The organism is Streptomyces umbrinus (assembly GCF_030817415.1).
GTDB classification, from domain to species: domain Bacteria; phylum Actinomycetota; class Actinomycetes; order Streptomycetales; family Streptomycetaceae; genus Streptomyces; species Streptomyces umbrinus_A.
Genome location: NZ_JAUSZI010000002.1, coordinates 3,425,855 through 3,448,059 on the forward strand (window position 1 = coordinate 3,425,855; position 22,205 = coordinate 3,448,059).

14 protein-coding genes are annotated in these 22,205 nt (G+C 71.4%); 7 read left to right on the forward strand and 7 right to left on the reverse strand.

Annotation, left to right across the window (positions count from 1 at the left end):
- Nucleotides 1–26: 26 nt before the first annotated feature.
- Both QF035_RS15075 and QF035_RS15080 read right to left on the reverse strand, forming a co-directional pair.
- On the reverse strand, nucleotides 27–1,754 hold the full coding sequence (locus QF035_RS15075; RefSeq protein WP_307520824.1) for a sensor histidine kinase: 1,728 nt from the start codon (nucleotides 1,752–1,754) through the stop codon (nucleotides 27–29).
- Entirely contained in the window at nucleotides 1,751–2,134 is a 384-nt protein-coding gene (locus QF035_RS15080; RefSeq protein ID WP_307520826.1) for a hypothetical protein, read from the reverse strand. The genes QF035_RS15075 and QF035_RS15080 overlap by 4 nt, the downstream gene beginning before the upstream one ends.
- A 258-nt stretch (nucleotides 2,135–2,392) precedes the next feature.
- On the opposite strand from QF035_RS15080, the gene QF035_RS15085 reads away from it, so the two are divergent.
- Nucleotides 2,393–6,124, forward strand: a complete 3,732-nt coding sequence (locus QF035_RS15085; protein ID WP_307520827.1) for a S8 family peptidase — start codon at nucleotides 2,393–2,395, stop codon at nucleotides 6,122–6,124.
- Nucleotides 6,125–6,214: 90 nt separating this feature from the next.
- Nucleotides 6,215–7,216 carry a helix-turn-helix transcriptional regulator gene (locus tag QF035_RS15090; RefSeq protein WP_307520829.1) on the forward strand — a complete coding sequence of 334 codons (1,002 nt, stop codon included), beginning with the start codon at nucleotides 6,215–6,217 and terminating at the stop codon, nucleotides 7,214–7,216.
- 142 nt (nucleotides 7,217–7,358) lie between these two features.
- On the opposite strand, the gene acnA is transcribed toward QF035_RS15090, so the two are convergent.
- Complete coding sequence (gene acnA, locus QF035_RS15095) at nucleotides 7,359–10,076, reverse strand: aconitate hydratase AcnA (protein ID WP_200395376.1); 2,718 nt, start codon at nucleotides 10,074–10,076, stop codon at nucleotides 7,359–7,361.
- A gap of 413 nt (nucleotides 10,077–10,489) precedes the next feature.
- Here acnA and QF035_RS15100 point away from each other — a divergent pair, with 413 nt between their 5' ends.
- Complete coding sequence (locus QF035_RS15100; protein WP_055614328.1) at nucleotides 10,490–10,693, forward strand: DUF4236 domain-containing protein; 204 nt, start codon at nucleotides 10,490–10,492, stop codon at nucleotides 10,691–10,693.
- Nucleotides 10,694–10,756: 63 nt separating this feature from the next.
- Nucleotides 10,757–12,286 carry a helix-turn-helix domain-containing protein gene (locus QF035_RS15105; protein WP_307520830.1) on the forward strand — a complete coding sequence of 510 codons (1,530 nt, stop codon included), beginning with the start codon at nucleotides 10,757–10,759 and terminating at the stop codon, nucleotides 12,284–12,286.
- Nucleotides 12,287–12,451: 165 nt separating this feature from the next.
- Here the strand turns inward: QF035_RS15105 and QF035_RS15110 are convergent, their stop codons facing one another.
- The 3 genes from QF035_RS15110 to QF035_RS15120 form a co-directional block, all read right to left on the reverse strand.
- Complete coding sequence (locus QF035_RS15110) at nucleotides 12,452–14,023, reverse strand: hypothetical protein (RefSeq protein WP_307520831.1); 1,572 nt, start codon at nucleotides 14,021–14,023, stop codon at nucleotides 12,452–12,454.
- The gene (locus QF035_RS15115) at nucleotides 14,001–14,744 is read right to left on the reverse strand and encodes a hypothetical protein (protein ID WP_307520832.1); all 744 of its coding nucleotides are present in this window, start codon (nucleotides 14,742–14,744) and stop codon (nucleotides 14,001–14,003) included. Before QF035_RS15115 ends, QF035_RS15110 begins: the two co-directional genes overlap by 23 nt.
- Nucleotides 14,745–14,950: 206 nt before the next feature.
- The gene (locus tag QF035_RS15120; protein ID WP_307520834.1) at nucleotides 14,951–15,580 is read right to left on the reverse strand and encodes a hypothetical protein; all 630 of its coding nucleotides are present in this window, start codon (nucleotides 15,578–15,580) and stop codon (nucleotides 14,951–14,953) included.
- 293 nt (nucleotides 15,581–15,873) lie between these two features.
- Between QF035_RS15120 and QF035_RS15125 the strand changes: the two genes are divergently transcribed.
- On the forward strand, nucleotides 15,874–16,581 hold the full coding sequence (locus tag QF035_RS15125) for a 4Fe-4S single cluster domain-containing protein (protein WP_307520836.1): 708 nt from the start codon (nucleotides 15,874–15,876) through the stop codon (nucleotides 16,579–16,581).
- Between the two features lie 7 nt (nucleotides 16,582–16,588).
- Here QF035_RS15125 and QF035_RS15130 read toward each other — a convergent pair whose 3' ends face one another.
- Nucleotides 16,589–17,782 carry an Appr-1-p processing protein gene (locus QF035_RS15130; RefSeq protein WP_307520837.1) on the reverse strand — a complete coding sequence of 398 codons (1,194 nt, stop codon included), beginning with the start codon at nucleotides 17,780–17,782 and terminating at the stop codon, nucleotides 16,589–16,591.
- Between the two features lie 286 nt (nucleotides 17,783–18,068).
- On the opposite strand from QF035_RS15130, the gene QF035_RS15135 reads away from it, so the two are divergent.
- Both QF035_RS15135 and QF035_RS15140 read left to right on the forward strand, forming a co-directional pair.
- Complete coding sequence (locus tag QF035_RS15135) at nucleotides 18,069–20,471, forward strand: protein kinase domain-containing protein (protein WP_307520839.1); 2,403 nt, start codon at nucleotides 18,069–18,071, stop codon at nucleotides 20,469–20,471.
- Nucleotides 20,468–22,126, forward strand: coding sequence for a hypothetical protein (locus tag QF035_RS15140; protein WP_307520841.1), 1,659 nt, complete (start codon nucleotides 20,468–20,470; stop codon nucleotides 22,124–22,126). The genes QF035_RS15135 and QF035_RS15140 overlap by 4 nt, the downstream gene beginning before the upstream one ends.
- Nucleotides 22,127–22,205: the final 79 nt, after the last annotated feature.

A 22,205-nucleotide genomic window follows, 5' to 3' on the forward strand; every position in this document is an offset into this window, starting at 1 on the left:
CGCGACGGTTGGGAAACCGGTCGCTGTCAGCTCATGGACGAGGAGGCGATGTCCGGGGCTCGTGTCGGTGCCGGGGCGGAGGGCGGTGCGGGCGTGGGTGCCGGCGTCTGTGCCTGGGCCTGTGTCGGCGTCGGAGTCGGTGTCGAGGGAGCCGAGACCGTGTCCACGGGCAGCAGTCGGGGCATCCCGATGGCGGGCAGTTCGATGGTGAACTCCGTGCGTCCCGGCTCGCTCTCGACTCCGATCCGGCCCCCGTGCGCCTGTGTGATCGCCGCCGCGATGGCGAGGCCCAGACCGGAGCCGCCGGACCTGGCGTCCGGGCGGGAGCGCGAGGCGTCGGCTCGGGTGAAGCGTTCGAAGACCCTGGGGAGCAGAGTGGGCGGGATGCCGGGGCCGTTGTCGCGTACCCGGATGACGCGACGCTCGTCCGTGGCCTCGACCGAGGTGACGACGGTCGTGCCCACAGGTGTGTGCATACGCGCGTTGGCCAACAGACTGGCCACCACCTGGTGCAGTCGGGCCTCGTCGCCGACGACGAGCGCCGGGGTGTCGAGGAGCAGTCCGAGCTGCCAGTCGTGGTCGCTCCCGGCGGCTCGCGCGTCCCATACCGCCTCGGCGACCAGGGCCGCGAGGTCCGCCTCGGCCGCGTGCGGCGGCCGGCCCTCGTCGAGCCGGGCGAGCAGCAGGAGGTCCTCCACGAGGCCGGTCATGCGGGCCGACTCGGCGGAGACCCTCCGCCAGGCCAGCGTGGGCTCGATCACGCCCGCGCCGCGGTTCATCAGTTCCGCGTAACCGGCGATGGCCGCGAGCGGCGTACGGAGTTCATGGCTGGCGTCGGCGAGGAGGTGGCGTATGCGTTCCTCGCTGCGGCGGATCTCCTCCTCGCCGCGCTGCCGTTGGGCGAGCGAGGTCTCCACGTGGTCGATCATGCGGTTGAGCGCGGCGGCGACCTGGCCTGCCTCGCTGCCGGGGTCGGTGTCCCGTTCGGATACGCGGGTGAGGCCGGATGCGGGGGTGAGGCCGGTGGTCTCGCCCCGGTCCAGGGGTGAGCGGGAGACCTCGACGGCGGTGGCGGCGACCCGTCCCAGCGGCCGCAGCTGACGCCGGATGACGACGGCGCAGACGCAGCCCGCGGCGGCGAGACCGACGACGGCGACCACGGCCTCGACCACGATCAGGTCCCGGATCATGTCCTGTACGCCATCCATCGGCAGGCCGGTGAGGACGGCGTGCCCGCTGTCGGCGAGGGCGGTGACCCGGTAGGTGCCGAGGCCGGGCACGGTCCGGGTGTGCAGGGAGCCGTCGGCCTCGATGCCGTCGAGCGCGGCGCGTTGGGCGGCGCTGAGATTTCGCGGGTCGCCGTCCTGGGGGACGACCCGGGCGGCCGATACGTACCCGTCGACGTCGAGCGTGCCCGCGATCGTGCCGACGTCCTGACCTCGCTGGTCGAGGAACGTCAGGTCCTTGTCGGCGGCCGGCCCGGCCTCGGTCGTGCCCCGGGTCGCGCTCTGAACGCGCTCGGCGGCGTTGGTGACGCGCTGGTCCAGATCGCCGAGCAGATAGGCGCGTTGGACGAGGAAGACGGTGAGCGCCGTCACCGCGCACACGGCGACGAGGGTGACTCCGACGAACAGCGGGAGGCGGGACCGCAGCGAGCGGCCGCGCTGGGCACGGTGGTCCCGCGGCGACCGCGCCCCCAGCCGCCCCCACTGCTGCACCCACTGCCGCTCCCGGAGTCGCAGTCGCGAACTCATCTCCCGTCCTCCATCGGTCTGGCGGCATGCGCGGCACCTCGCCCGGTGTGGATCGTCGGCGCCGAAGTGAGTCCGTCTGTGCGGGGTTCCGGCCCGGCTGTGCGGGGCTCCGGCCCGGCTGTGTCGTGTCGCGTTCCGTCGAGGACGACGGCGTGCGGGACGCCGCCGCGTGCGATGCGAGTGTGCGCGATGCCGCTGTGCGCGACGCGCGGCACGGACGCGCCGTCCGCCACCCGGCAGGGCCGCCCACCGGTCGCGGTGACGACCTCGGTGACGACCTCGGTGACGACCCTGATGCCCGCCGCGGTGAGCGGTCCCGTGTGGCCGGTTTCGTCGTCGACGTTCAGCACGCGGACGTGCTCCCTTCGGATGCCAGACATGTCTTGATCCTGTCCCGGTTCGCTGGCAGAACCCTGTGTTCCGCCTGAGCCGCAGCCGTGCGACCCGGTGGGCCGGGGCAGACGGCGACCCGTCCCCCGGCGTAGCGAACCCGCCAACTCCCCTGGCCAAAAGGGGCATTGGCATTCCTCGGCCACGCGAATCCCTTGAGCCTCGTGCCACCCGGCGCCCACTCTGATCACTGGCTTCCGCCCACCAGGCCGGAAGCGTTGTCAGCGTTCAGGGGAGGACGCCCACCCATGCGAAGACTCCACGCCCTCTGGGCCGTGGCCGGAGCGGCCGGACTGCTCACGGGGGCGATCACGCCCGCGACGGCCGGTCCCGGGGCCGCGGTCACCATGCCCGACGCCACGCCCGTACAGAGCGCCGCCACAAGCGACGCCGCGACCACGAAGAACGACGCCGCGACCGGCGCCGGAACCACTCAGTCCGTCACCCTCCTCACCGGCGACACCGTGTCGCTCACCACGGGACCGGACGGCAGGAACGCCGTCGACGTCCGGCGCGGCAAGGGCCGTGAGGCCGCCACCTTCCTGTCCAGCGAGCGCGACGGCGAGATCAGCGTCCTCCCGGCGGACGCCGTCCCGCTGCTGCAGGCGGGCCGCCTCGATCCGGCGCTCTTCAACATCACCCAGCTGGTGAAGCAGGGATACGCCGACGCCAGGACCGGCGCCACCCCGCTCATCGCCACCTACAGCAAGGGCAGTGCGACGCCCGACGGCGCGCGACGCACACTCGCGCTGCCCGGCATCGACGGCGCCGCGCTGAGCGCGAAGAAGTCCACCGCCTTCTGGGCGGACATCGCCCCCGCGCTCGGCACCGAAGCGACCTCGAAGGCCGCGCGGCAGCTCGGCGACGGCATCGAGAAGATCTGGCTGGACGCCAAGGTGAAGGCGTCCCTCGACGTGAGCGTTCCGCAGATCGGCGCACCCGAGGTATGGCAGTCGGGCTACGACGGCAAGGGCGTCAAGGTCGCGGTCCTGGACACGGGTGTGGACGCCGAACACCCGGACCTCGCCGGGAAGGTCGCCGAGTCCCAGAGCTTCGTACCGGACCAGGCGGTGCAGGACGGTCACGGCCACGGCACTCATGTGGCGTCCACGATCGTCGGCTCGGGCTCGGCATCGGACGGCAAGCGCAAGGGAGTCGCGCCGGGCGCCGAACTGCTGGTCGGCAAGGTGCTGGGCAACGACGGCCGGGGCCAGTCCTCGTGGATCATCGCGGGCATGGAGTGGGCGGCCCGCTCCGGCGCGAAGATCGTGTCGATGTCGCTGGGCGGTACGGCGTCGGGCCCCTCCGACGCGCTCAGCCAGAGCGTCGACGAGCTGTCCGCCTCCACGGGTACCCTCTTCGTCGTCGCGGCGGGCAACGCCGGCCCGTCCGAGCAGACCATCGGCACCCCGGGCATCGCCGACTCGGCGCTGACGGTGGGCGCGGTCGACAAGGCCGACAAGCTCGCCCCGTTCTCCAGCCGCGGCCCGCGCCTCGGCGACTCCGCGGTCAAGCCGGAGATCACGGCTCCGGGCGCGGCCATCACGGCGGCCCGCGCCTCGGGCACCTCCATGGGCACGCCCGTCGACGCCAACTACACGACGGCGGGCGGCACTTCGATGGCGACGCCGCACGTCTCGGGCGCGGCGGCCCTGGTCGCGCAGGCCCATCCGGACTGGACGGGCCAGCAGATCAAGCAGGCCCTTGCCAGTACCGCGAAGACGAATGCCGACAACTCCGTGTTCGAACAGGGAGACGGCAGGGTCGACGCCGTACGGGCGGTCCGGCAAGGTGTCTTCGCGACCCCGGCGCTGAGCTTCGGCAAGTTCGAGGACGGCGACGCCGAGATCGTCACCAAGGAGATCACGTACACCAACACCACTGACACTGCGGTGGAGTTGAAGGTCGCCTCGTCGCTCGCCGAGGCCGTCCCGGGCGACGGAACGGTGACTGTTCCGGCCAAGGGCACCGCCACGGTCCCGGTCGGCGTCGACCCCGCGAAGGAGGCCCAGGGCCGGTACACGGGCCATGTCACGGCGACCGCCGACGGCATCCAGGTCACCACGGCCGTCGGCTTCGAGAAGGCGCCGAAGACGTACGACCTCAAGGTCTCGCTCGTGGGCCGCGACGGCAAACCGTCCACCGCGGCGTCGATCTACACGCTCCAGGAACTGAACGGCGCGTACCCCGACGAGTACGGCTTCCTCGGCACCGGCTGGACCTGGCAGGTTCCGGCCGGCACCTACTCGATCGCGACCTGGATCCCGGACCGCGACGGGGGCGGCACCGCCGTCGGCACCTCGATCGTGGGCAACCCCGAGATCAAGGTGAACGGGGACACCGAGGTCGTCCTCGACGCCCGCAAGGCCGTCGAGATCAAGCCGAAGACCAAGCAGGACTCCGAGTTCCAGGGCTTCAGCACCAACTGGCACCGCGAAGGACCGGGCAGCGCCTGGGGCCTGACGTACAGCCAGGGCTGGTGGACCGACCACGTCTATGTGGCGCCGACCGAGAAGGTCACCGAGGGAACCCTGGAGTTCTCCGCCAAGTTCCGGGTGTACGCGAAGGAGTTGACGGCGAGCGTCACCAGCCCGGAGAAGTCCGAGCTGTCCTCGATCTACTACTCCCAGACGTACAACGACTTCCCGTTGAAGATCAGCGGTGACCGCAAGGTCCAGGCGGTGGACGCGGGCGGCGGTACCGAGGCCGACTTCGCGGGTCTCGACGTCAAGGGCAAGGTGGCCGTGGTCGGGGTCGGCGCCACGGAGCGGGCACAGAGCGCTCTGGACAACGCGACCAAGGCCGGCGCCGGTTACCTCATCGTGTACCGCAAGACCCCCGGCTACTGGATCGAGGCCGTGGATCGCGCGACCACCGTCCCGCTGATGATCGCCACCGGCGAGGAGGGCGCCAGGCTCACCGGCCTGCTGCAGTCCGGCAAGAAGACCGGCAAGAAGGTCACGCTGAAGCTGGGCGGCACGCCGGTCAGCCCGTACGTCTACAACCTGCTCGCCGCGCAGAGCGGCTCCATCTCCAAGAACCAGACGTACGACCTGGGCAAGTCCACCACGGTGAAGCGGACGGCCCGTTACCACGGAGCCACGGCCGGCGAGATCGGCGCGGACACCGTGTACACCTTCCGCCCCTGGCAGGCCTTCAGCATCGAGAACAGCAAGTACCTGGAGCTGGGCACGGAACGCGACGAGTACTACTACGTCGACCCCGACACCCGCACCCGGCACGTCGTCTATCCGAACTGGGACACGCTCAGGGGCCAGTGGAGCCCGCTGCGCACCTTCAGCAAGGCGGCCACGGAGCCCACCGAGAACTGGCTGCGCCAGGTCGTCCGGCCCGGCACCAGCGAGGAGTACGGCCTCTCCGAACGCACCGGCGACGAACTCACCCTCTCGGTGGCGGAGTTGAGCGACTCCACGCCGGGCCACTACGGATACATCGACGGCACCGACAGCACCGCGAAGGGCAAGCTCTACGCGGACGGGCAACTCGTCGGTGACTCGACGCTCGGCGGGTACGGCATCTTCAACGTGGCGGCGGACAAGGCCTCGTACCGCTTCGAACTGGACGTGCAGCGCCGGACGGACTGGGCCAAGTACTCCACGAGCACCCACAGCGAATGGACCTTCGCCTCGGCGCACACCGACACCGCGACGGCGCTGCCGCTGCTCACCGTCGGTATCGCCCCGAAGGGCCTCGACCTCCTCAACCGGGCCAAGAGCGGCCGGGAGTTGGAGATCGGGCTGCCGGTCGCGAACCAGCTGGGAAGCGTCCGGGCGAGCACGCTCAAGGCATGGGCCTCCTACGACGACGGCGCGTCCTGGAAGGAGGTGAAGGTCAAGAACGGCAAGGCGCGGTTCAAGCCGGCGAAGGGTGCCGAATCGGTGTCGCTGCGCGTGCGGGCCACCGACCGCGACGGCAACGGGATCGACCAGACCGTACTGCGGGCCTTCGGCCTGAAGTAGCCGCCCGCCGGCCCGTTGCGTCGGCCCCAAGCAGCCGCCCGCCCGGCACGGTGTATCAGCCTTAACAAAGATCCTCTACCGTGCCGGGCCATGGTGAACACGGCATACGACACGGCACGACAGACCCCCGCCGCGAGCCCCTGGGCCGCGGTGGGGGTCTCCGTCTTCGACGAGCTGGTCTACCAGGCGATCCTCAATCAGCCCGATGCCGGGGCGGCCGGCTGGGCGCTGCTCACCGGTGGCCCGCCGGCACGGGTGCGCGAGTCCTGCAACCGGCTGCTGACGCTCGGACTTCTCCAACCCCCGGACTCCATGGGCGGGTTACGCGCGGTCGACCCACGGGTGGGGATCCGCGCGCTGATCCGGCGGCGCGAGACGGAGTCCGAACTGCTCGCCGCCACCGCCGAGGAGATGGCCACCGCGTACGAGGCCGGGCTGCTGCGCGAGGAACCTGCCCGGCTGGTGGAGGTCGTCTCCGGGGAGGGCGCCAACGCGGCCCGCCTGGAGGAGCTGTACGCACGTGCCGAGCACGAGGTGTGCCTCTTCGACACACCCCCGTATCTCGCCCCGCGCACCCCGCAGTTGGACCTCCAGGCCGATCTGCTCAGCCGCGGGGTGGTCTATCGCGCGGTCTACGCGGCGACCGCTCTGGAGGACCCGGACGTCCTGACGCACGCCTGGAAGATGGTCGAACTCGGCGAGCAGGCCCGGGTGTTGCCCTCGGTACCGGTCAAGATGCTGCTGATCGACGGGCGTCGGGCGATGCTCCCGCTGACCGCCTCCGAGACGGGCGGCTACTGCGCCGTCGTGGTACGCCACTCGGCGGTGACCGAGGCCCTGCAGAAGCTCTTCGACCTGGCCTGGCAGCAGGCGACTCCGCTCGGCCAGACGGCCGGGAGCGCTGAACTCCCCGAGGGCGAGCGGGTGTTGATCCGGCTGCTGGCGGCCGGGATGAAGGACGAGGCGGTGGCCCGCCATCTGGGCGTCAGCCTCAGAACCCTGCGACGCCGGGTGAGCGAACTCCAGGAACGGCTGGGCGCGGCGAGCAGGTTCCAGCTTGGGGTACGAGCGGCTCAGCGCGGCTGGGTGTAGCGGCCGCGCGCCCGAGGCACCCACCGCACGCGCCGCCCACCGCCCACGCTGTCCACCCTCCGCACGGCAGAGGGCCGCACCCCCGTCTCCGGGAGTGCGGCCCTCAACTGCCGTACAGGACCGCGTACTTGCGGTGGCCCGCCTACTTGCGGATCAGGCTGCGCAGCACGTACTGCAGGATGCCGCCGTTGCGGTAGTAGTCCGCCTCACCGGGGGTGTCGATGCGGACGACCGCGTCGAACTCCACACCGGTGTCGGTGGTGACCTTGACCGTACGGGGGGTCGTGCCGTCGTTCAGCTCGGTGATGCCGGCGATGGAGAAGGCCTCCTCGCCGGTCAGGCCGAGGCTCTCGGCGGACTGGCCCTCCGGGTACTGCAGCGGGATGACGCCCATGCCGATGAGGTTGGAGCGGTGGATGCGCTCGTAGGACTCGGCGACGACGGCCTTGACGCCGAGGAGCGCGGTGCCCTTGGCGGCCCAGTCGCGGGACGAGCCGGAGCCGTACTCCTTGCCGGCCAGGATGACCAGCGGGGTGCCCTGCTCGATGTAGTTGCGCGAGGCGTCGTAGATGAAGGAGACCGGACCGCCGTCGACGGTGAAGTCGCGGGTGTAGCCGCCCTCGGTGCCCGGCGCGATCTGGTTGCGCAGGCGGATGTTGGCGAAGGTGCCGCGGATCATGACCTCGTGGTTGCCCCGGCGCGAGCCGTAGGAGTTGAAGTCACGCCGCTCGATGCCGTGCTCGGTGAGGTACTTGCCGGCCGGGGTGTCGGCCTTGATGGCGCCGGCGGGCGAGATGTGGTCCGTCGTCACCGAGTCGCCCAGCTTGGCGAGGACGCGCGCGCCGGTGATGTCGGAGACCGGGGTGGTCTCCATCGTCATGCCCTCGAAGTACGGGGGCTTGCGCACGTAGGTGGACTGCGGGTCCCACTCGAAGGTGTTGCCGGTCGGGATCGGCAGCGCCTGCCACTGGGCGTCGCCCGCGAAGACGTCCTGGTAGGACTTGTTGAACATGTCCTCGCCGATGGCGTTCGCCACGACGTCGTTGACCTCGGCCTCGGTGGGCCAGATGTCGGTCAGGAAGACCGGCTTGCCCTCCTGGTCGACGCCGAGCGCGTCGCGCGTGATGTCCACCTTCATGGACCCCGCGAGGGCGTACGCGACGACCAGCGGCGGGGAGGCCAGGTAGTTCATCTTGACGTCGGGGTTGATCCGGCCCTCGAAGTTACGGTTGCCGGAGAGCACCGAGGTCACGGCCAGGTCGTGGTCGTTGACGGCCTTGGAGACCTCCTCCGGCAGCGGGCCGGAGTTGCCGATGCAGGTGGTGCAGCCGTAGCCGACGAGGTTGAAGCCGACCTTGTCGAGGTAGGGGGTGAGCCCCGCCTTGTCGAAGTAGTCGGTGACGACCTTGGAGCCGGGCGCGAGGGTGGTCTTCACCCAGGGCTTGCGCGTGAGCCCCTTCTCCACGGCCTTCTTCGCGACGAGCGCGGCGGCGACCATGACGTACGGGTTCGAGGTGTTGGTGCAGGAGGTGATGGCCGCGACCGTCACCGCACCGTGGTCGATCTCGTACGTGGAGCCGTCGGCGGCGGTCACGGTGACCGGGTTGGACGGGGCGCCGTTGGGGTGGTTCGCCGGGGCGTCGGAGGCCGGGAAGGACTCCTTGCCGGCCTCGTCGGCGGTGTCGACGTAGTTGCGGACGTCGCTCTTGAACTGCTCGGCGGCGTTCGCGAGGACGATGCGGTCCTGCGGGCGCTTCGGGCCGGCGATCGACGGGACGACCGTGGAGAGGTCCAGCTCAAGCTTCTCGGAGAAGTCGGGCTCGGCGGCCGGGTCGAGCCAGAGGCCCTGCTCCTTGGCGTACGCCTCGACGAGGGCGACCTGCTGCTCGCTGCGGCCGGTCAGCTTCAGGTACTTCAGCGTCTCGCCGTCGATCGGGAAGATCGCGGCGGTGGAGCCGAACTCCGGCGACATGTTGCCGATGGTGGCGCGGTTGGCGAGGCTCGTGGCCGCCACACCCTCGCCGTAGAACTCGACGAACTTGCCGACGACACCGTGCTTGCGGAGCATCTCGGTGATCGTGAGCACGAGGTCGGTGGCGGTGGTGCCGGGCGTGAGCTCACCGGTGAGCTTGAAGCCGACGACGCGCGGGATGAGCATCGAGACCGGCTGGCCGAGCATCGCGGCCTCGGCCTCGATACCGCCGACGCCCCAGCCCAGTACACCCAGGCCGTTGACCATGGTGGTGTGCGAGTCCGTACCGACGAGGGTGTCGGGGTACGCCTGCCCGCCTCGGACCATGACGGTCCGCGCGAGGTGCTCGATGTTGACCTGGTGGACGATGCCGGTGCCCGGCGGGACGACCTTGAACTCGTCGAAGGCGGTCTGGCCCCAGCGCAGGAACTGGTAGCGCTCGCGGTTGCGGCCGTACTCCAGCTCGACGTTCTGCGCGAAGGCCTCGTTCGTGCCGAACTTGTCGGCGATGACGGAGTGGTCGATGACCAGCTCGGCGGGGGCCAGCGGGTTGATCTTCGCCGCGTCGCCGCCCAGCTCCTTCACGGCCTCACGCATGGTGGCGAGGTCCACGACACAGGGCACACCGGTGAAGTCCTGCATGATCACGCGGGCCGGCGTGAACTGGATCTCCTGGCTGGGCTGGGCCTGCGAGTCCCAGCCGCCAAGAGCACGGATGTGGTCGGCGGTGATGTTCGCGCCGTCCTCGGTACGGAGCAGGTTCTCCAGCAGGACCTTGAGGCTGTACGGAAGGCGGGCCGAGCCTTCCACCTTGTCCAGCCGGAAGATCTCGTACGACTCGTCGCCCACGCTGAGCGTGCTACGGGCGTCGAAGCTGTTCGCCGACACGACAGTCTCCTTCATTCATGTGCGCGTACCACCGCATCCTGCCGCCACGCCCTCTTGGCCGATCCGCTAAGGTAAGGCTAAGTTAGGTAACCCTTACCGGTCCGGGCGGCTGCGGCACGCCTCGGCAGATATCTCGATGTCGAGATAACTCTAGTACATGACCGCCGGGCGGTCATGCCCGGAGGGTGTGTCCTGTTGCACGGACGCGCCCGCCGACCTGCTCCGGGAGCCATCTCAAGACGGCCGAAACCGTGCCGCGGAGCAGCCGCGAATACGGGCCCGGAGCAGCCCCCGGCACGGACCGGGACCCGGTCCAGAACCCCGCCCGGACCCGAACCGCGCCCGGGAGCAAGCGCGTTCGGCGTATCGACCGGCATCCGGGGTACCCGGCGACGGACGACAAGGAGGCACGCATGCCCCTCACATTCCGTAAGAGCTTCCGGATCCTGCCCGGGGTACGGCTGAACATCAACCGTCGCTCGTGGTCCATCACCAGCGGCGGCAAGAACGGACCGCGGCGCACACACAGCAGCACGGGCCGCCGGACCACCTCGATGGATCTGCCGGGCCCCTTCGGCTGGCGACGCACCACGACCAAGCGCCCCAAGCGCGGCTGAGGGACCGTCACCCACTCGGACCCCCCGAGATGCCGCATCTCATATGTGAGATATCCTGCCGCCATGGCAGACGACTACCTCGTACGCATCGGCAAGCTCATCCGTGACGCCCGTCAGCACCGGGGCTGGACACAGACGCAGCTGGCCGAGGCGCTCGGCACCAGTCAGAGTGCGGTGAACCGCATCGAACGCGGCAACCAAAACATCAGCCTTGAGATGATCGCCCGAATCGGTGAAGCGCTGGACAGCGAGATCGTCTCGCTCGGCTACGCGGGTCCGATGCATCTGCGGGTGGTCGGCGGCCGTCGGCTCTCCGGCTCGATCGACGTGAAGACCAGCAAGAACGCGTGCGTGGCGTTGCTCTGCGCGACCCTCCTGAACCGGGGCCGCACAGTGCTGCGCCGCGTCGCGCGCATCGAGGAGGTGTACCGCCTTCTGGAGGTGCTCGGCTCCATCGGCGTACGCACCCGGTGGATCAACGGTGGCGTCGACCTGGAGATCGTGCCGCCGGCCGAGCTGGACATGGGGGCGATGGACGCGGCGGCGGCCCGCCGCACCCGCTCGATCATCATGTTCCTCGGCCCGCTGCTGCACCGCATGGACAGCTTCACGCTGCCGTACGCGGGCGGCTGCGACCTGGGCACGCGGACGATCGAGCCGCACATGATCGCGCTGCGCCGGTTCGGCCTGGACATCGCGGCCACCGAGGGCCTCTACCACGCACAGGTGGACCGCAAGGTGACCCCGGGCCGCCCCATCGTGCTGACCGAGCGCGGCGACACGGTGACCGAGAACGCGCTGCTCGCGGCCGCGCGCCACGACAGCACGACCGTCATCCGCAACGCCTCGTCCAACTACATGGTCCAGGACCTCTGCTTCTTCCTGGAGGCACTGGGCGTACGCGTCGAGGGCATCGGCACCACCACGCTCACCGTGCACGGCGTGCCGACGATCGACGTGGACGTCGACTACTCCCCCTCCGAGGACCCGGTCGAGGCGATGAGCCTGCTGGCCGCGGCGGTCGTCACGGAGTCCGAGCTGACCGTGCGCCGGGTGCCCATCGAGTTCCTGGAGATCGAGCTGGCGGTCCTGGAGGAGATGGGCCTCGACCACGACCGCACTCCGGAGTACTTCGCGGACAACGGCCGTACGCGCCTGGTGGACCTGACCGTCCGGCCCTCCAAACTGGAGGCGCCGATCGACAAGATCCACCCGATGCCGTTCCCCGGCCTGAACATCGACAACGTCCCGTTCTTCGCGGCCATCGCGGCCTCCGCGCAGGGCAAGACCCTCATCCACGACTGGGTCTACGACAACCGCGCGATCTACCTCACGGACCTGAACCGCCTCGGCGGCCGCCTCCAGCTCCTCGACCCGCACCGGGTCCTGGTCGAGGGCCCGACCCGCTGGCGCGCCGCCGAGATGATGTGCCCGCCCGCCCTGCGCCCCGCCGTCGTCGTCCTGCTGGCGATGATGGCGGCCGAGGGCACCTCCGTCCTGCGGAACGTGTACGTCATCAACCGCGGCTACGAGGACCTGGCGGAGCGGCTCAACTCGGTGGGGGCGCAGATCGAGATCTTCCGGGACATTTGACCGGCGGATGCCGCCGCACCCTGTCGGACCCGCGATGAAGCGGGTCACGAGGGGTGCGACGGCATCTGTGGGACTTCTCTGGGACGGTACGCACCAGCGAGGCGATGGCGAGGTGAGTCCCGGCCCAGGTCTCTCGGCTGCCGGTGAACCGCCGCAGGGGTTGCCTCAGCGGCGCGGTGCCGGTGGTCGGCGGGTCGTGGACGGGGGCAGGAGCGGAGTTCCTGATTCGGTGCGTTTGTGGGCCGCCTCCGTGATCGCCGGGTCGGCCGCCGCCGACGTGAAGCCGCGGCGATGGGCCTCCGCCGCCGTTTCGTAGAGTTCGTCCGCCGCCCGCAGCCGCGCCTCCACCCCGCGGCGGCGCTGCTCGGCGCGGTCGCCCGCCGAGTCGACCCAGGCGCGTGCGGCCGCCAACCGGGCATGCGCGGAGGCGAGTTCATGTCCGCGGTCCTGGCGGCGTTCGAGCGCCGAGCGGAAACTGTCGACGTACGGGTGCTCGCGCAGCAGCCCTGCCAGGAAGCCGATGCCTCCGGAGAGCAGCAGGAGCGAGATGAACATCCAGTAGACCGTTTCCGACTGGAGGTCCAGGCGGTCCACCAGGGACGGAACCGCTCCCGTGTCCGCGCCGTCGAATGCGCCGGCCTCACCCGTGGCCGCCTCGACCGGCGGCTCGGCCAGGATCGACTTCGCGCGCAGGATGCCCAGGGCGACCGTGCAGGCCGCCCAGAAGCCGAGGAACAGCAGGGCCGCCGGTCCGGCCGGGCGGCTGGCGCCCGTCGCTCCGCGCTCCCGCAGCGCGCGGCCGACGAGATGTGGCACCGCCAGCATGAGTATGCCCACGGAGATCGCCAGCGTCGCGTTGAGCGCACGGGAACTGGACGTGCCCACGCCGTGGAGCGGTTCGAACGCCACCCAGTAGATGGGCACTTCGACCGCGAAGACCAGGGCGAGCATGAACAGGACCAGCTTGTCCGGCATCGCGGCCCTGGCCCGCAGCCCCTCCCAGCCCTCGACGGACGCCGCGACCGCGCCCTGCGCGGGCGTGGGTATCGCGGTCTGGTGCGGGTCGGCCGGTACGGGGTTGAGGGACTGGTATCCGTCGTCGGGGTCGGCCGGCGTCGACGTCGGATCGAGATCGCCCGCCGGGGTCGCCGGGGTGGTGCGGTCCGGGGCGTCCGGCCGCGCTCCGCCGCCCGACCCCGCCCGCTCGAAGCGTTCACGTACCGCGTCGCGCAGCCGCTGCCAGCGCATCGACCGGTGGGCGAGCAGATCGAGCTGCTCGCGAGCACGGCGTACGTCGTGCTCCGCCTCGACGAGCCGGGTCTGGGCGAGGATGACCCCTGCCTCCTCCCGCACGATCCGGTTGCGGGCCTCCGCGTCCTCCCGTGAGGCCCGGGTCTCCTGGTCGGCGGCCTCCTCCTCGGTCAGTTCCCGCACGAGGCCGCGGCGGGAGGCCAGTTCGGCCGCGTACGGCGGCAGGATGCCGCTGGACAGGACGACGACGTCGAGCGCCTTGCCACCACCGTCCTCCCGGCCCTGCGCTTCCGCCTTCTTCAGGAGCCGTCGCTGCGCGCGGTCGCTCAGGACCAGGGGTGTGCGCCGTACATCGGTCCGGGGCTGCCGGCCGAACGCCGCGAAGACCCGGCGCCGCGAGCCGTCCTCGCGACGCCGTGCACGGTCCGCCAGGGAACGCCGCGGGGCGGGCTCGTCGGGATGGTTACTCGTCGTCGTGATGGACATGTGCCTTCGCCCGTGTCGTGAGGATGTCGGTCCAGAACTGGTCGAAGCCCTCATAGGTGGAGGGCTTGCGGGTCGGGTTCTTGCCGTAGCCGACCGTGTAGAGATCCATCCCCTTCAGCGCGGGGAGTTTCCGGCCGGCCAGGAGCTTGTTGACCGCCCTCGTGCGCTCGGCCTTGGTCGACAGGGGTTCCTTGGAGATCCGGAACTCCGGGTCGGTCTGCTCGAAGTCGCTGACCGCGAGGATGGCCAGGTCCCCGCCCTTGTCGTCCTGTGTCTCGCGCAGGGACTGGGCGATGCGGCCGAGCGCGCCGAGCACGTCCGAACCGTTCTGCTCCCGAGCGCAGTTGAGCATCTCGATCGACGCGCCGGCCGCGCTGTTGCGGGCGCGCTGCCGCAGTACCTCCCGGTCCTCGGTGCTCGTCCGCGGCTCCGGATCGAGGTCGACCGGTGAGTGACGGCACGACGAGTTCCAGGAGGAGGCCGTCACGGGAGCGTAGGCGAGTGAGGAGCAGTGCTGCTCGTCCAGGAACGGGATGAGCGTCTCCTGGAGCTTCTTCTTGACGTCGACGCCGGTGTCGTCGCTGGTCCCGGAACCGGAGCCGTCCACGACCAGGCCGCAGGACACCTTCTCGGTGCCCTTGTCGTCGGAACTCCAGGGCATACCGGAGCAGCCAGCGAGGCTCAGTGTCAGCGCGGCGATCAGTGCTGTACAGGTGCGCACCGGAGCACGGTGCCCGCGCACCGGGCCGGAGGCCCGAGGTCTGCGCACGGGAAGGAGTGCGTTCATGTGACTCGCTTTCACAGCAGTGGTGGGGTGAATCGATGACCTGTGCCCCGCGACGGACGGGCAGGTGCCCGAGCACGCCTGACGGATCAATGGGCCGATAGGCAGTGGGCCATTGGGTCAATGGGCAATGGGTCGATGGACTAGGCCGCGGGCCGTCCCGCCCGGGCGCGTCCCCCGTCCAGCACCCGCAGCGCCGTCGTCAGCACCGACGGGGCCCCGGGGGCCGCGGTGAGCCAGGAGTCGGGCTCGTGCCAGTCGGCGTCGAGGGCGATCTTGCCCGGCAGCCAGTCCTGCGGGCGCGTCCGCGGGTCCTCGTCCCCGGCGGACTGCCGCTGCCATACGGCGTCCCAGTAGTGCGCCAGCCGCAGGTTCGCCCCGCCGGCGATCGACTCCGCGCGGGTGCGGCACAGCGCCGCGGCCGTGCGCCATTCGGCGACCGAGCGGCCCCATCGGTCGAGCAGTGCGGGCGAGTTGCTGCGGCGCACCTCGTACTGGGTGACCACCGCGACGGCGCCGGAGTGGATGGCCGTTACGAGGGCGTGCCGGTCTTCGATCAGCCGGCCGCGCAACTCGGTTGTCGCGCGCTTCGCGATCAGCCGTACCTCCTCGACGTACGGCGTGATCAGTTCGGGCGAATCCGGGTCGTGCGCGGAGGCCGTCATCCGCAGCCGGGCCGCGTCGAGCCGTCCGCGCCGGCGGCTGCGCACCGCGCTGCGGAGATCGAGCCCGCACTCACGCAGGCAGCGCGTGACGCTGTGTCTGGTGTCCATCAGTGGTCCCCCTATGTGCGTGTGCCTTCCCCATGGCACGGAAGCCCGGCTTTCCGCACGGTCCGCAGCTCGGCGGCGTGGAATGAGAAAGCCGGGATGAATGAGAGTAGCGGAATATGTGATGAGAAACATATATGAGGAGCGAAAAAATCCGTACCCGTACCGGAACCATGTGCGGACCGTTTCCGGTCCGAATTCCGTCCGGTTCCGATCCGGAACGGAACCGCATCGGGATTGCCGCGCGCGCGGGCCGGGGCGAATACTTTTCTCCCCGTACACAAGGAGGGAACGCCTTGGGAAACACGGCACGCCTGGATATCAGCGGTACTCACCTGCCACTGCTGACCCTTGGGCCGGGAGCGCGGCTCGGCGTCTGGGTGCAGGGCTGTGTGCTGGCCTGCCCGGGCTGTATGTCGCGGCACACCTGGGACCCCGCCGGCGGCACCCGCGTACCTGTGGCGGACCTGCTCGGACTGTGGAGACAGGCCCTGGAGCGGGGCGCGTCGGGTCTGACCGTCAGCGGTGGGGAGCCGTGCGACCAGCCGGCCGGACTCGGCGCGTTCCTCAAGGGCGCGCACGACCTGCGCAGCGCCCCGTCCGTACGGCCGACGTCCGACGGCGGGGCGCCCGACCTGCTCGTCTACACCGGGTACGAGGAGGACGAACTCACCACTGAGCAGCGGGCGGCGCTCGGACCGGCGGACGCCGTGGTCACCGGCCGGTTCCGCATCACCGAACCGACGGACCTCGTCTGGCGCGGCTCGGCCAACCAGCGGATGGTCCCACGAACGGAGTTGGGCCGCCTTCGCTACGGCCCCCACCTCGCGCGCACCCGGGACCCGCGGGATGTCGGACTCCAGGTCGTCGTGGACCGGCGGACGCGGGACGGGACGTGGCCGGTGCGCTGGTACGGCATTCCGCGCCCCGGCGACCTGACCGCCATGGAGAGGGAGGGGGCCCGCCGTGGACTACCGCTCTCGGCGCCCAGCTGGCGCCCCTGACTTCCGGTCAGCCCCGCTCGGTGCCCCGCAGCACGGGGATCAGGGCAGGGGTACGGGTGACCAGGTGGACTGTCCAACGGGGATCCGCACGCAGTTCCTCCTCCACGGCCCAGCGCAGCCAGCGGGCGGCCCGCTCGGGTTGCAGACCGCCGCGTCCGGCACCGAGAACGGGGAAGCACAGGGACGACAACGGGGGTTCGTGCGCGTCCCGTTCGCCGACGGCCACCCGGAAGGCGGCGGACACCGCTTCGACCACCGTGCTCTCGCACGCCTCGTAGCCGTTGCTGGTGCGCCGGGGCACCGCGACCGCCGCGTGCAGGACTCGGCGGACCCCGCGCCGCGCCAGCGCGCCCGGGCCGGTGGGGACGACCGTGCCGGGCGGTACCTGGAGGCCGCTGCGGCCGTGCCTGGCCATCCAGTCGCGCAGCTCACGGGCGAGGGGGTCGTCGATGACCGCGTTGGTCTCGTCCCGTGCGGCCGCCGCGCGCCGCAGCGCCCCGGAGACGGTGTTGCGGAAGATCTTCGACATCTCCAGATACGTGTTCTCGGACGAGACCAGGACGTCGACGTCGCGCAGCAGCTCGATGGGAGACAGGTGCACCTGGATGTCCGGGTGGGCGGGAACCGCACCGGGGGCCGTGTCGTAGTGCACCGGTGGACCGGTCATCCGGGCCACCGCGTGCGGGACGTCGGAGGGCGTGGCCTGCGGAAGCGGGTTCCCCTCCGGCGGAGCGCCCGCGCCGGCCAGGCCCAGCACCGCGTCGGCCAGGCGGTCGATGACCTGGCGCTCCTGGCGGTGCCGGAAGCTCTCCGTGGTGACACCGAACACCGCGGCAGCCGCCTTGCGCCGCTCGCCGGCTATCTGGGAGGCGGCGCCGACGAGCCCGAACGAATGGGCCGCCGCGCGCGCGAGTTCACCGACCGGCCCGGCGGCGGGAGCGTCCGGGATCAGGTGGCCCCCGGGCGGCGGCACGGCACCGTCGAGCCAGTGGACGGCCGACCGCAACAGGCGTTCGATCCCCGCGGCGGGCTCCTCCGGGCCGGTGGGCAGGCCGGCGGCGGACGCCGCCGCGGCGAGACCGGGGTGCGATATCTGCCGTACGCGGGAGAGGCCGACCTTGCGCAGGGCACGCAGTTCGACGACGAGTTGGTGGTGCGGGGGAAGTTCCGAAGGCTCTGCGGGGCCGTGTACCAGACGCATGCCAGCACGATAGGACCGCGTTCCCAGGGGTGGGGAGGGTTCCGCGTGATCGGGCACGGTGCGGGCGAAAACGTGCCCGGCTTCGACGCAGTCGATTCTCTTTCGACTTTTTCTATTATTTTTTCACACCCGATCATGAGGGTTGATTTTCTTTGATCGAGAAAACCCGGAAAGTGACAGATAATCGACGGGCACGGCGGGGGTCATATTTTCGCGTAGTATCCGTCCACCTCCGGCCGAGGGATATTCCGGAGGCCGTACTTCAGCACCGGGCGGGGGTATTCACATGAGCACCGCGGAACCACTGGGGGGCGACCCGGATACGGCGGGGAACGCCGTTCCGCCCACCGACCATTTCCCGGACGTCGAGTCCGACCCGGCGCGAGGCCGCGAGGCCCGGCCGCAGCTGCACGACCTGCCCGAGGAACTGCGCGGGCGCTTCGAGCGGCTCGCCGAACTCGGCACCGGACGCACCGGCGAACCACTCCCTCAGCAGGCCGTGGTGCTGCGCGTCGTGGAACGCGAACCCAAGCTCCGGCCGGCGGGGGTCCCTCTCGTCTGGAAGGGCTACCACCACTTCTACGCCCCCGACCGCCGGGTCCACGAGATCCTCGGCGACCCCGTCGACCAGCACGTCGTCCAGGTCCTCGACCGCGGCATCGCGACCGGAATGGTGTGGGAGGTCTGCCCCTCGGCGGGCGAGGTCACCCTCGCCGAGTACCGCGCGCGGCACCAGGCACGGAAGGGGGCTCCCCTGCCGACCGAGCACGTCCGGCGTGTGATCGAGCAGCTCCACCGGGCGCTGACCGCGCTGCACGGACGCGGAATCGTGCACCGCGACGTCGCTCCGGACAACATCGTCGTCCGCGAAGGCCCGCACGAGGAGCCCGAGTTGGTGCTCGTCGACTTCGGCGCCGCCGTGCAGTCGTCGCCGTCGTTGTCCCGCCCGGTGCGGCACTGGGCGGGCAAGCCGCTCTACCTTGCGCCGGAGGCCGCCACCGTCGTCCAGAACGTCGCCCCGTCCGGGGACTGGTGGTCCATGGGCATGGTCGTCGCCGAACTCGCCCTCGGCACCCATCCGATCCGGTTGCGGGAGCGCAGCGTGGTCCTGAAGCGGCTCAGCACCGAGGACGTGGACCTGAGCGGCATCGCCGACACGCGGCTGCGTGCCCTGTGCGAGGGACTGCTCACCCGGTCCCTGAATCACCGCTGGGGTGCCACGGAGGTCGGCCAGTGGATCCATCCGGACCAGGCGGACCCCGTACCGATCACACGGGGTACCGCGCCCTCCCCCGAAATCACCCCCGCGCCCGGCTCGCGCGTGCGGCCCTTCTCCTTCATGGGGGTGCCCTACAGCGACCTGGAGGAACTCGCCGAGGCACTCGACCGCCGCCATCCGGGCGCCGCGCAGCTGCTGTCCTCCGCTCCCCGGCGCGAGGAACTGGTCAAGTGGCTCGGCCAGTTCGTGTCGACCGGCCCCGCCGTCGGCGGCACCTCCCCCGCCGATCCCGCCGACCCGCTGGAGGACCTGCGCACTCGGCTGGCCGACGAGCCCGGCCCCGTCACCCTCGCCGAACTGCTGAACCGGCTCGGCCCCCATCTGCCCGTCACCTGGCACGGCAGCAGCCTCGAAGGCGACCAACTGCCGGTCCCGCTCGAAAGAGCGGTGGCCGGAGACCGGGACGCCCGCGACCTCGTCGAGGCACTCCGCCACCCCGGACTCCTCACCGCCCTTGCCGTCCGCCCGGGCGGCGAACAACTCGCCGCCACCGAGGAGCAGTGGCGGCGGCTGCGTGACGCCTGGGACGCGCAGACCGACGAACTCGCCCTGCGGCACCCCCTGCTGCGCAGGCGGGCCGTACGAGCGGCGCTCGCCCGGGACACCGGCGTCGACGCCCGGCTGCTCCACCTGGCCCGGTTGCCCCAGACCGCCGGCGTCTGGAGCCGGCGGGCCGGCGCGGAGGCACGACGGCTCGCCGTCCCCGTCCCCTGGTTCGAGCGTCTGCTCGACGAGGCCGACGAGCCACTGCGCGCGCTGGCCGCGGTGCGGCTCGCGCGCCTGGCCCAGAACGACGCGGGGCGGGCGTACGCGCATCTGGAGGAGCGCGGCCGACAGGAGGCCGCCGCCGCCCTGGCCGCCGCACGCGACGGACTCGATGTCGCGATGCGCCGCCTCGACATGCTGCCGAACCTCGGCTGGGCGGTCCTGGGCGCCGTCCTGGTCTGCGCTCCGTGGGGCTTCGTCATCTCGCTCTCCGACGCCGCGAATCTGGCTCCCCAGTCCGCCGTCGTCACCGGCTGGCTGCTGGCGATGCCCGCCGCGTTCGTCGTGCACGCCCTCGAACTGTGGATCGCGGTCCGCATCGGGCCACCGGGCTACCACCCCTCGCAGTCGCTGGCCGGACTCGTCATCGGCACCGCCGAACGGCCGAGCCGGTTCACTCTCGGCAGCCGCTGGGCGCGGCTGGTCTCCACGGTGCTGATGCTGGTCCTGTTCCTCGGCGTCCTGCCGTACGTCCTGCTGTGGGCGCCGTGGCTGTGGCCCGTGGGAACCGTCGTCGCACTCGCCGTGTGGACCGTGCGACGCGACCGGGTCTGGCGCCGGGAGCTTCGTCGGCAGCGGGCCGTCCAGGCCGCCGTCCGCGCCGGACGCACCCTGCCTGCCGTGGCCGGAGGGAGGACCGTATGAGCTCCGCGAACGGGCTCGCCGGCGTACAGGACGTATGGCCGACCTACGGGTACGACACGCCTCCCCTCTCCACGCCGGTCTCCACGCCCGACGTCACGCCCGTCTCCACGCCCGACGTCACGAGTCAGCTCCCGCAGATGTCCGTCATCGACGTCTCCGACACCGTGGACCACTTCACGCAGAGCCTGGTCCACGTACTTCACGAACTGGTGGAACCGGCGGCCATCGCGCTCGGCGCCATGAGCGGCACGCTGCTGGCCGGGCGAGCCGCCATGGCGGCCACCGGGATGCTGGCGCACGCGGCGGTCCGCGCCGCCGAGGAGCAACGCTGTCTGCTGCGGCAGCAGGACAACTCCCGCAACGCCGCCCAGCAGTGGGAGAGCGCGGCGTTCGCCGCCACCCGCGTCAACGCCCGCCGCGCCGTCCTCGCGGGACGGCTCGCCCGGGCGTCACGCGGCACCCCGCCGGGCTCACCCCCACCGCCCGCCCCCGTACTGCCGCCGCCCGTCCGACCGGAGGGCTGCCGTCTGGACGCCACCCGGAAAGCGGTGGCCGAGGCGGAACGGGCCATCGAGCGGGCTCAGGCCGAGCTGGCGGCGTGGGAGTGCGCGACCGCCGTGGCCGACGTCGCGGACCCGCGGGACACCGCGTGGCAGGAGGTCCTCGCCGAGCGGCGGCGGACCGTGCGCCGCCGGACCGCCGGATCCGCCCCGTCCACCCGGTCCGCGGAGAGGCCCGAGCGGCCCGCCCCCGCCCCCGTCGCCGGGGCCAGGGGACCCGGCGCGGACGAGGTGACCGCCGTCTCCACCGAGCTGCTGGCCGGCCTGCCCGCAGAGGCGACCGCCGAGGACACCGAACCCGTCGTCACCGCCCTGCACTACGCGCTGATATGCGTGCGGGCGGGTGACGGCAGCGGCGCCTCGGAACACGTGGAGGAGGCGCGCATCTTCGCCGCCGAGGCCGGCCGGCGCGTCCGGCTGCGCGTCGAGGCACTGACCCAGGCGGCGGCCCAGCTCGACTTCCTCACCACCGAAGTGCCCTCGGACGTCGAGCCGAAGCCGCCCTCGGAGGACGTCGTCGCGTTGCTGCGCAGGGCCGTCGAGGAGGGGCGTCCCCTCGGCGCGGCCGATCGGGACCAGGTGCGCGCGGCCGTGGACGAACGGCTCGAACACCTTGAACACCGCTGCCTGCAGCGCGGCACGGAGCAACTGCTCGGCGCCCTGAGCGGCGGGGCGGGCGACTGGCACGAGAGTGGGACCAGCGCCCGGTACACCGACCATGTGCCGCCGGGCTGGGAACCGGATCACTGGATCAGGGTCACCGTCCGCAGGGACGGCATCGACCTGGCGACGCACCGGGCCGGGCCGCCCTCGCCCCGGGACGCGGAACGCTGTGCGGAGGCGAAGCAGTGGGCGGCCGACTTCGAGCATGCCCTCGTGGACCTGGGGCTGGACTGCGACTTCCGCTTCACCTCGGAGGTCGTCGCACCGGGCACACCGGACGAAGGGGCCGCGGCCGATTCGGGACCGTTCGAGCGTGAGCACCTGCGTTCCGGACGGCGTGCCCAGGACGACCCGCGGCGCCGGCACGACGGGCCACGACACCGGCGGATCGACCCCCGGGACGACCGCGAGGGCCGCGAAGACCGGCGATGAGCCGGACGCCGGCGTCCACTGCCCCTGCCCACCACCCACCGCCCACCGCCCTGATTCCGGCTGCCGCCGACCGGTGCCC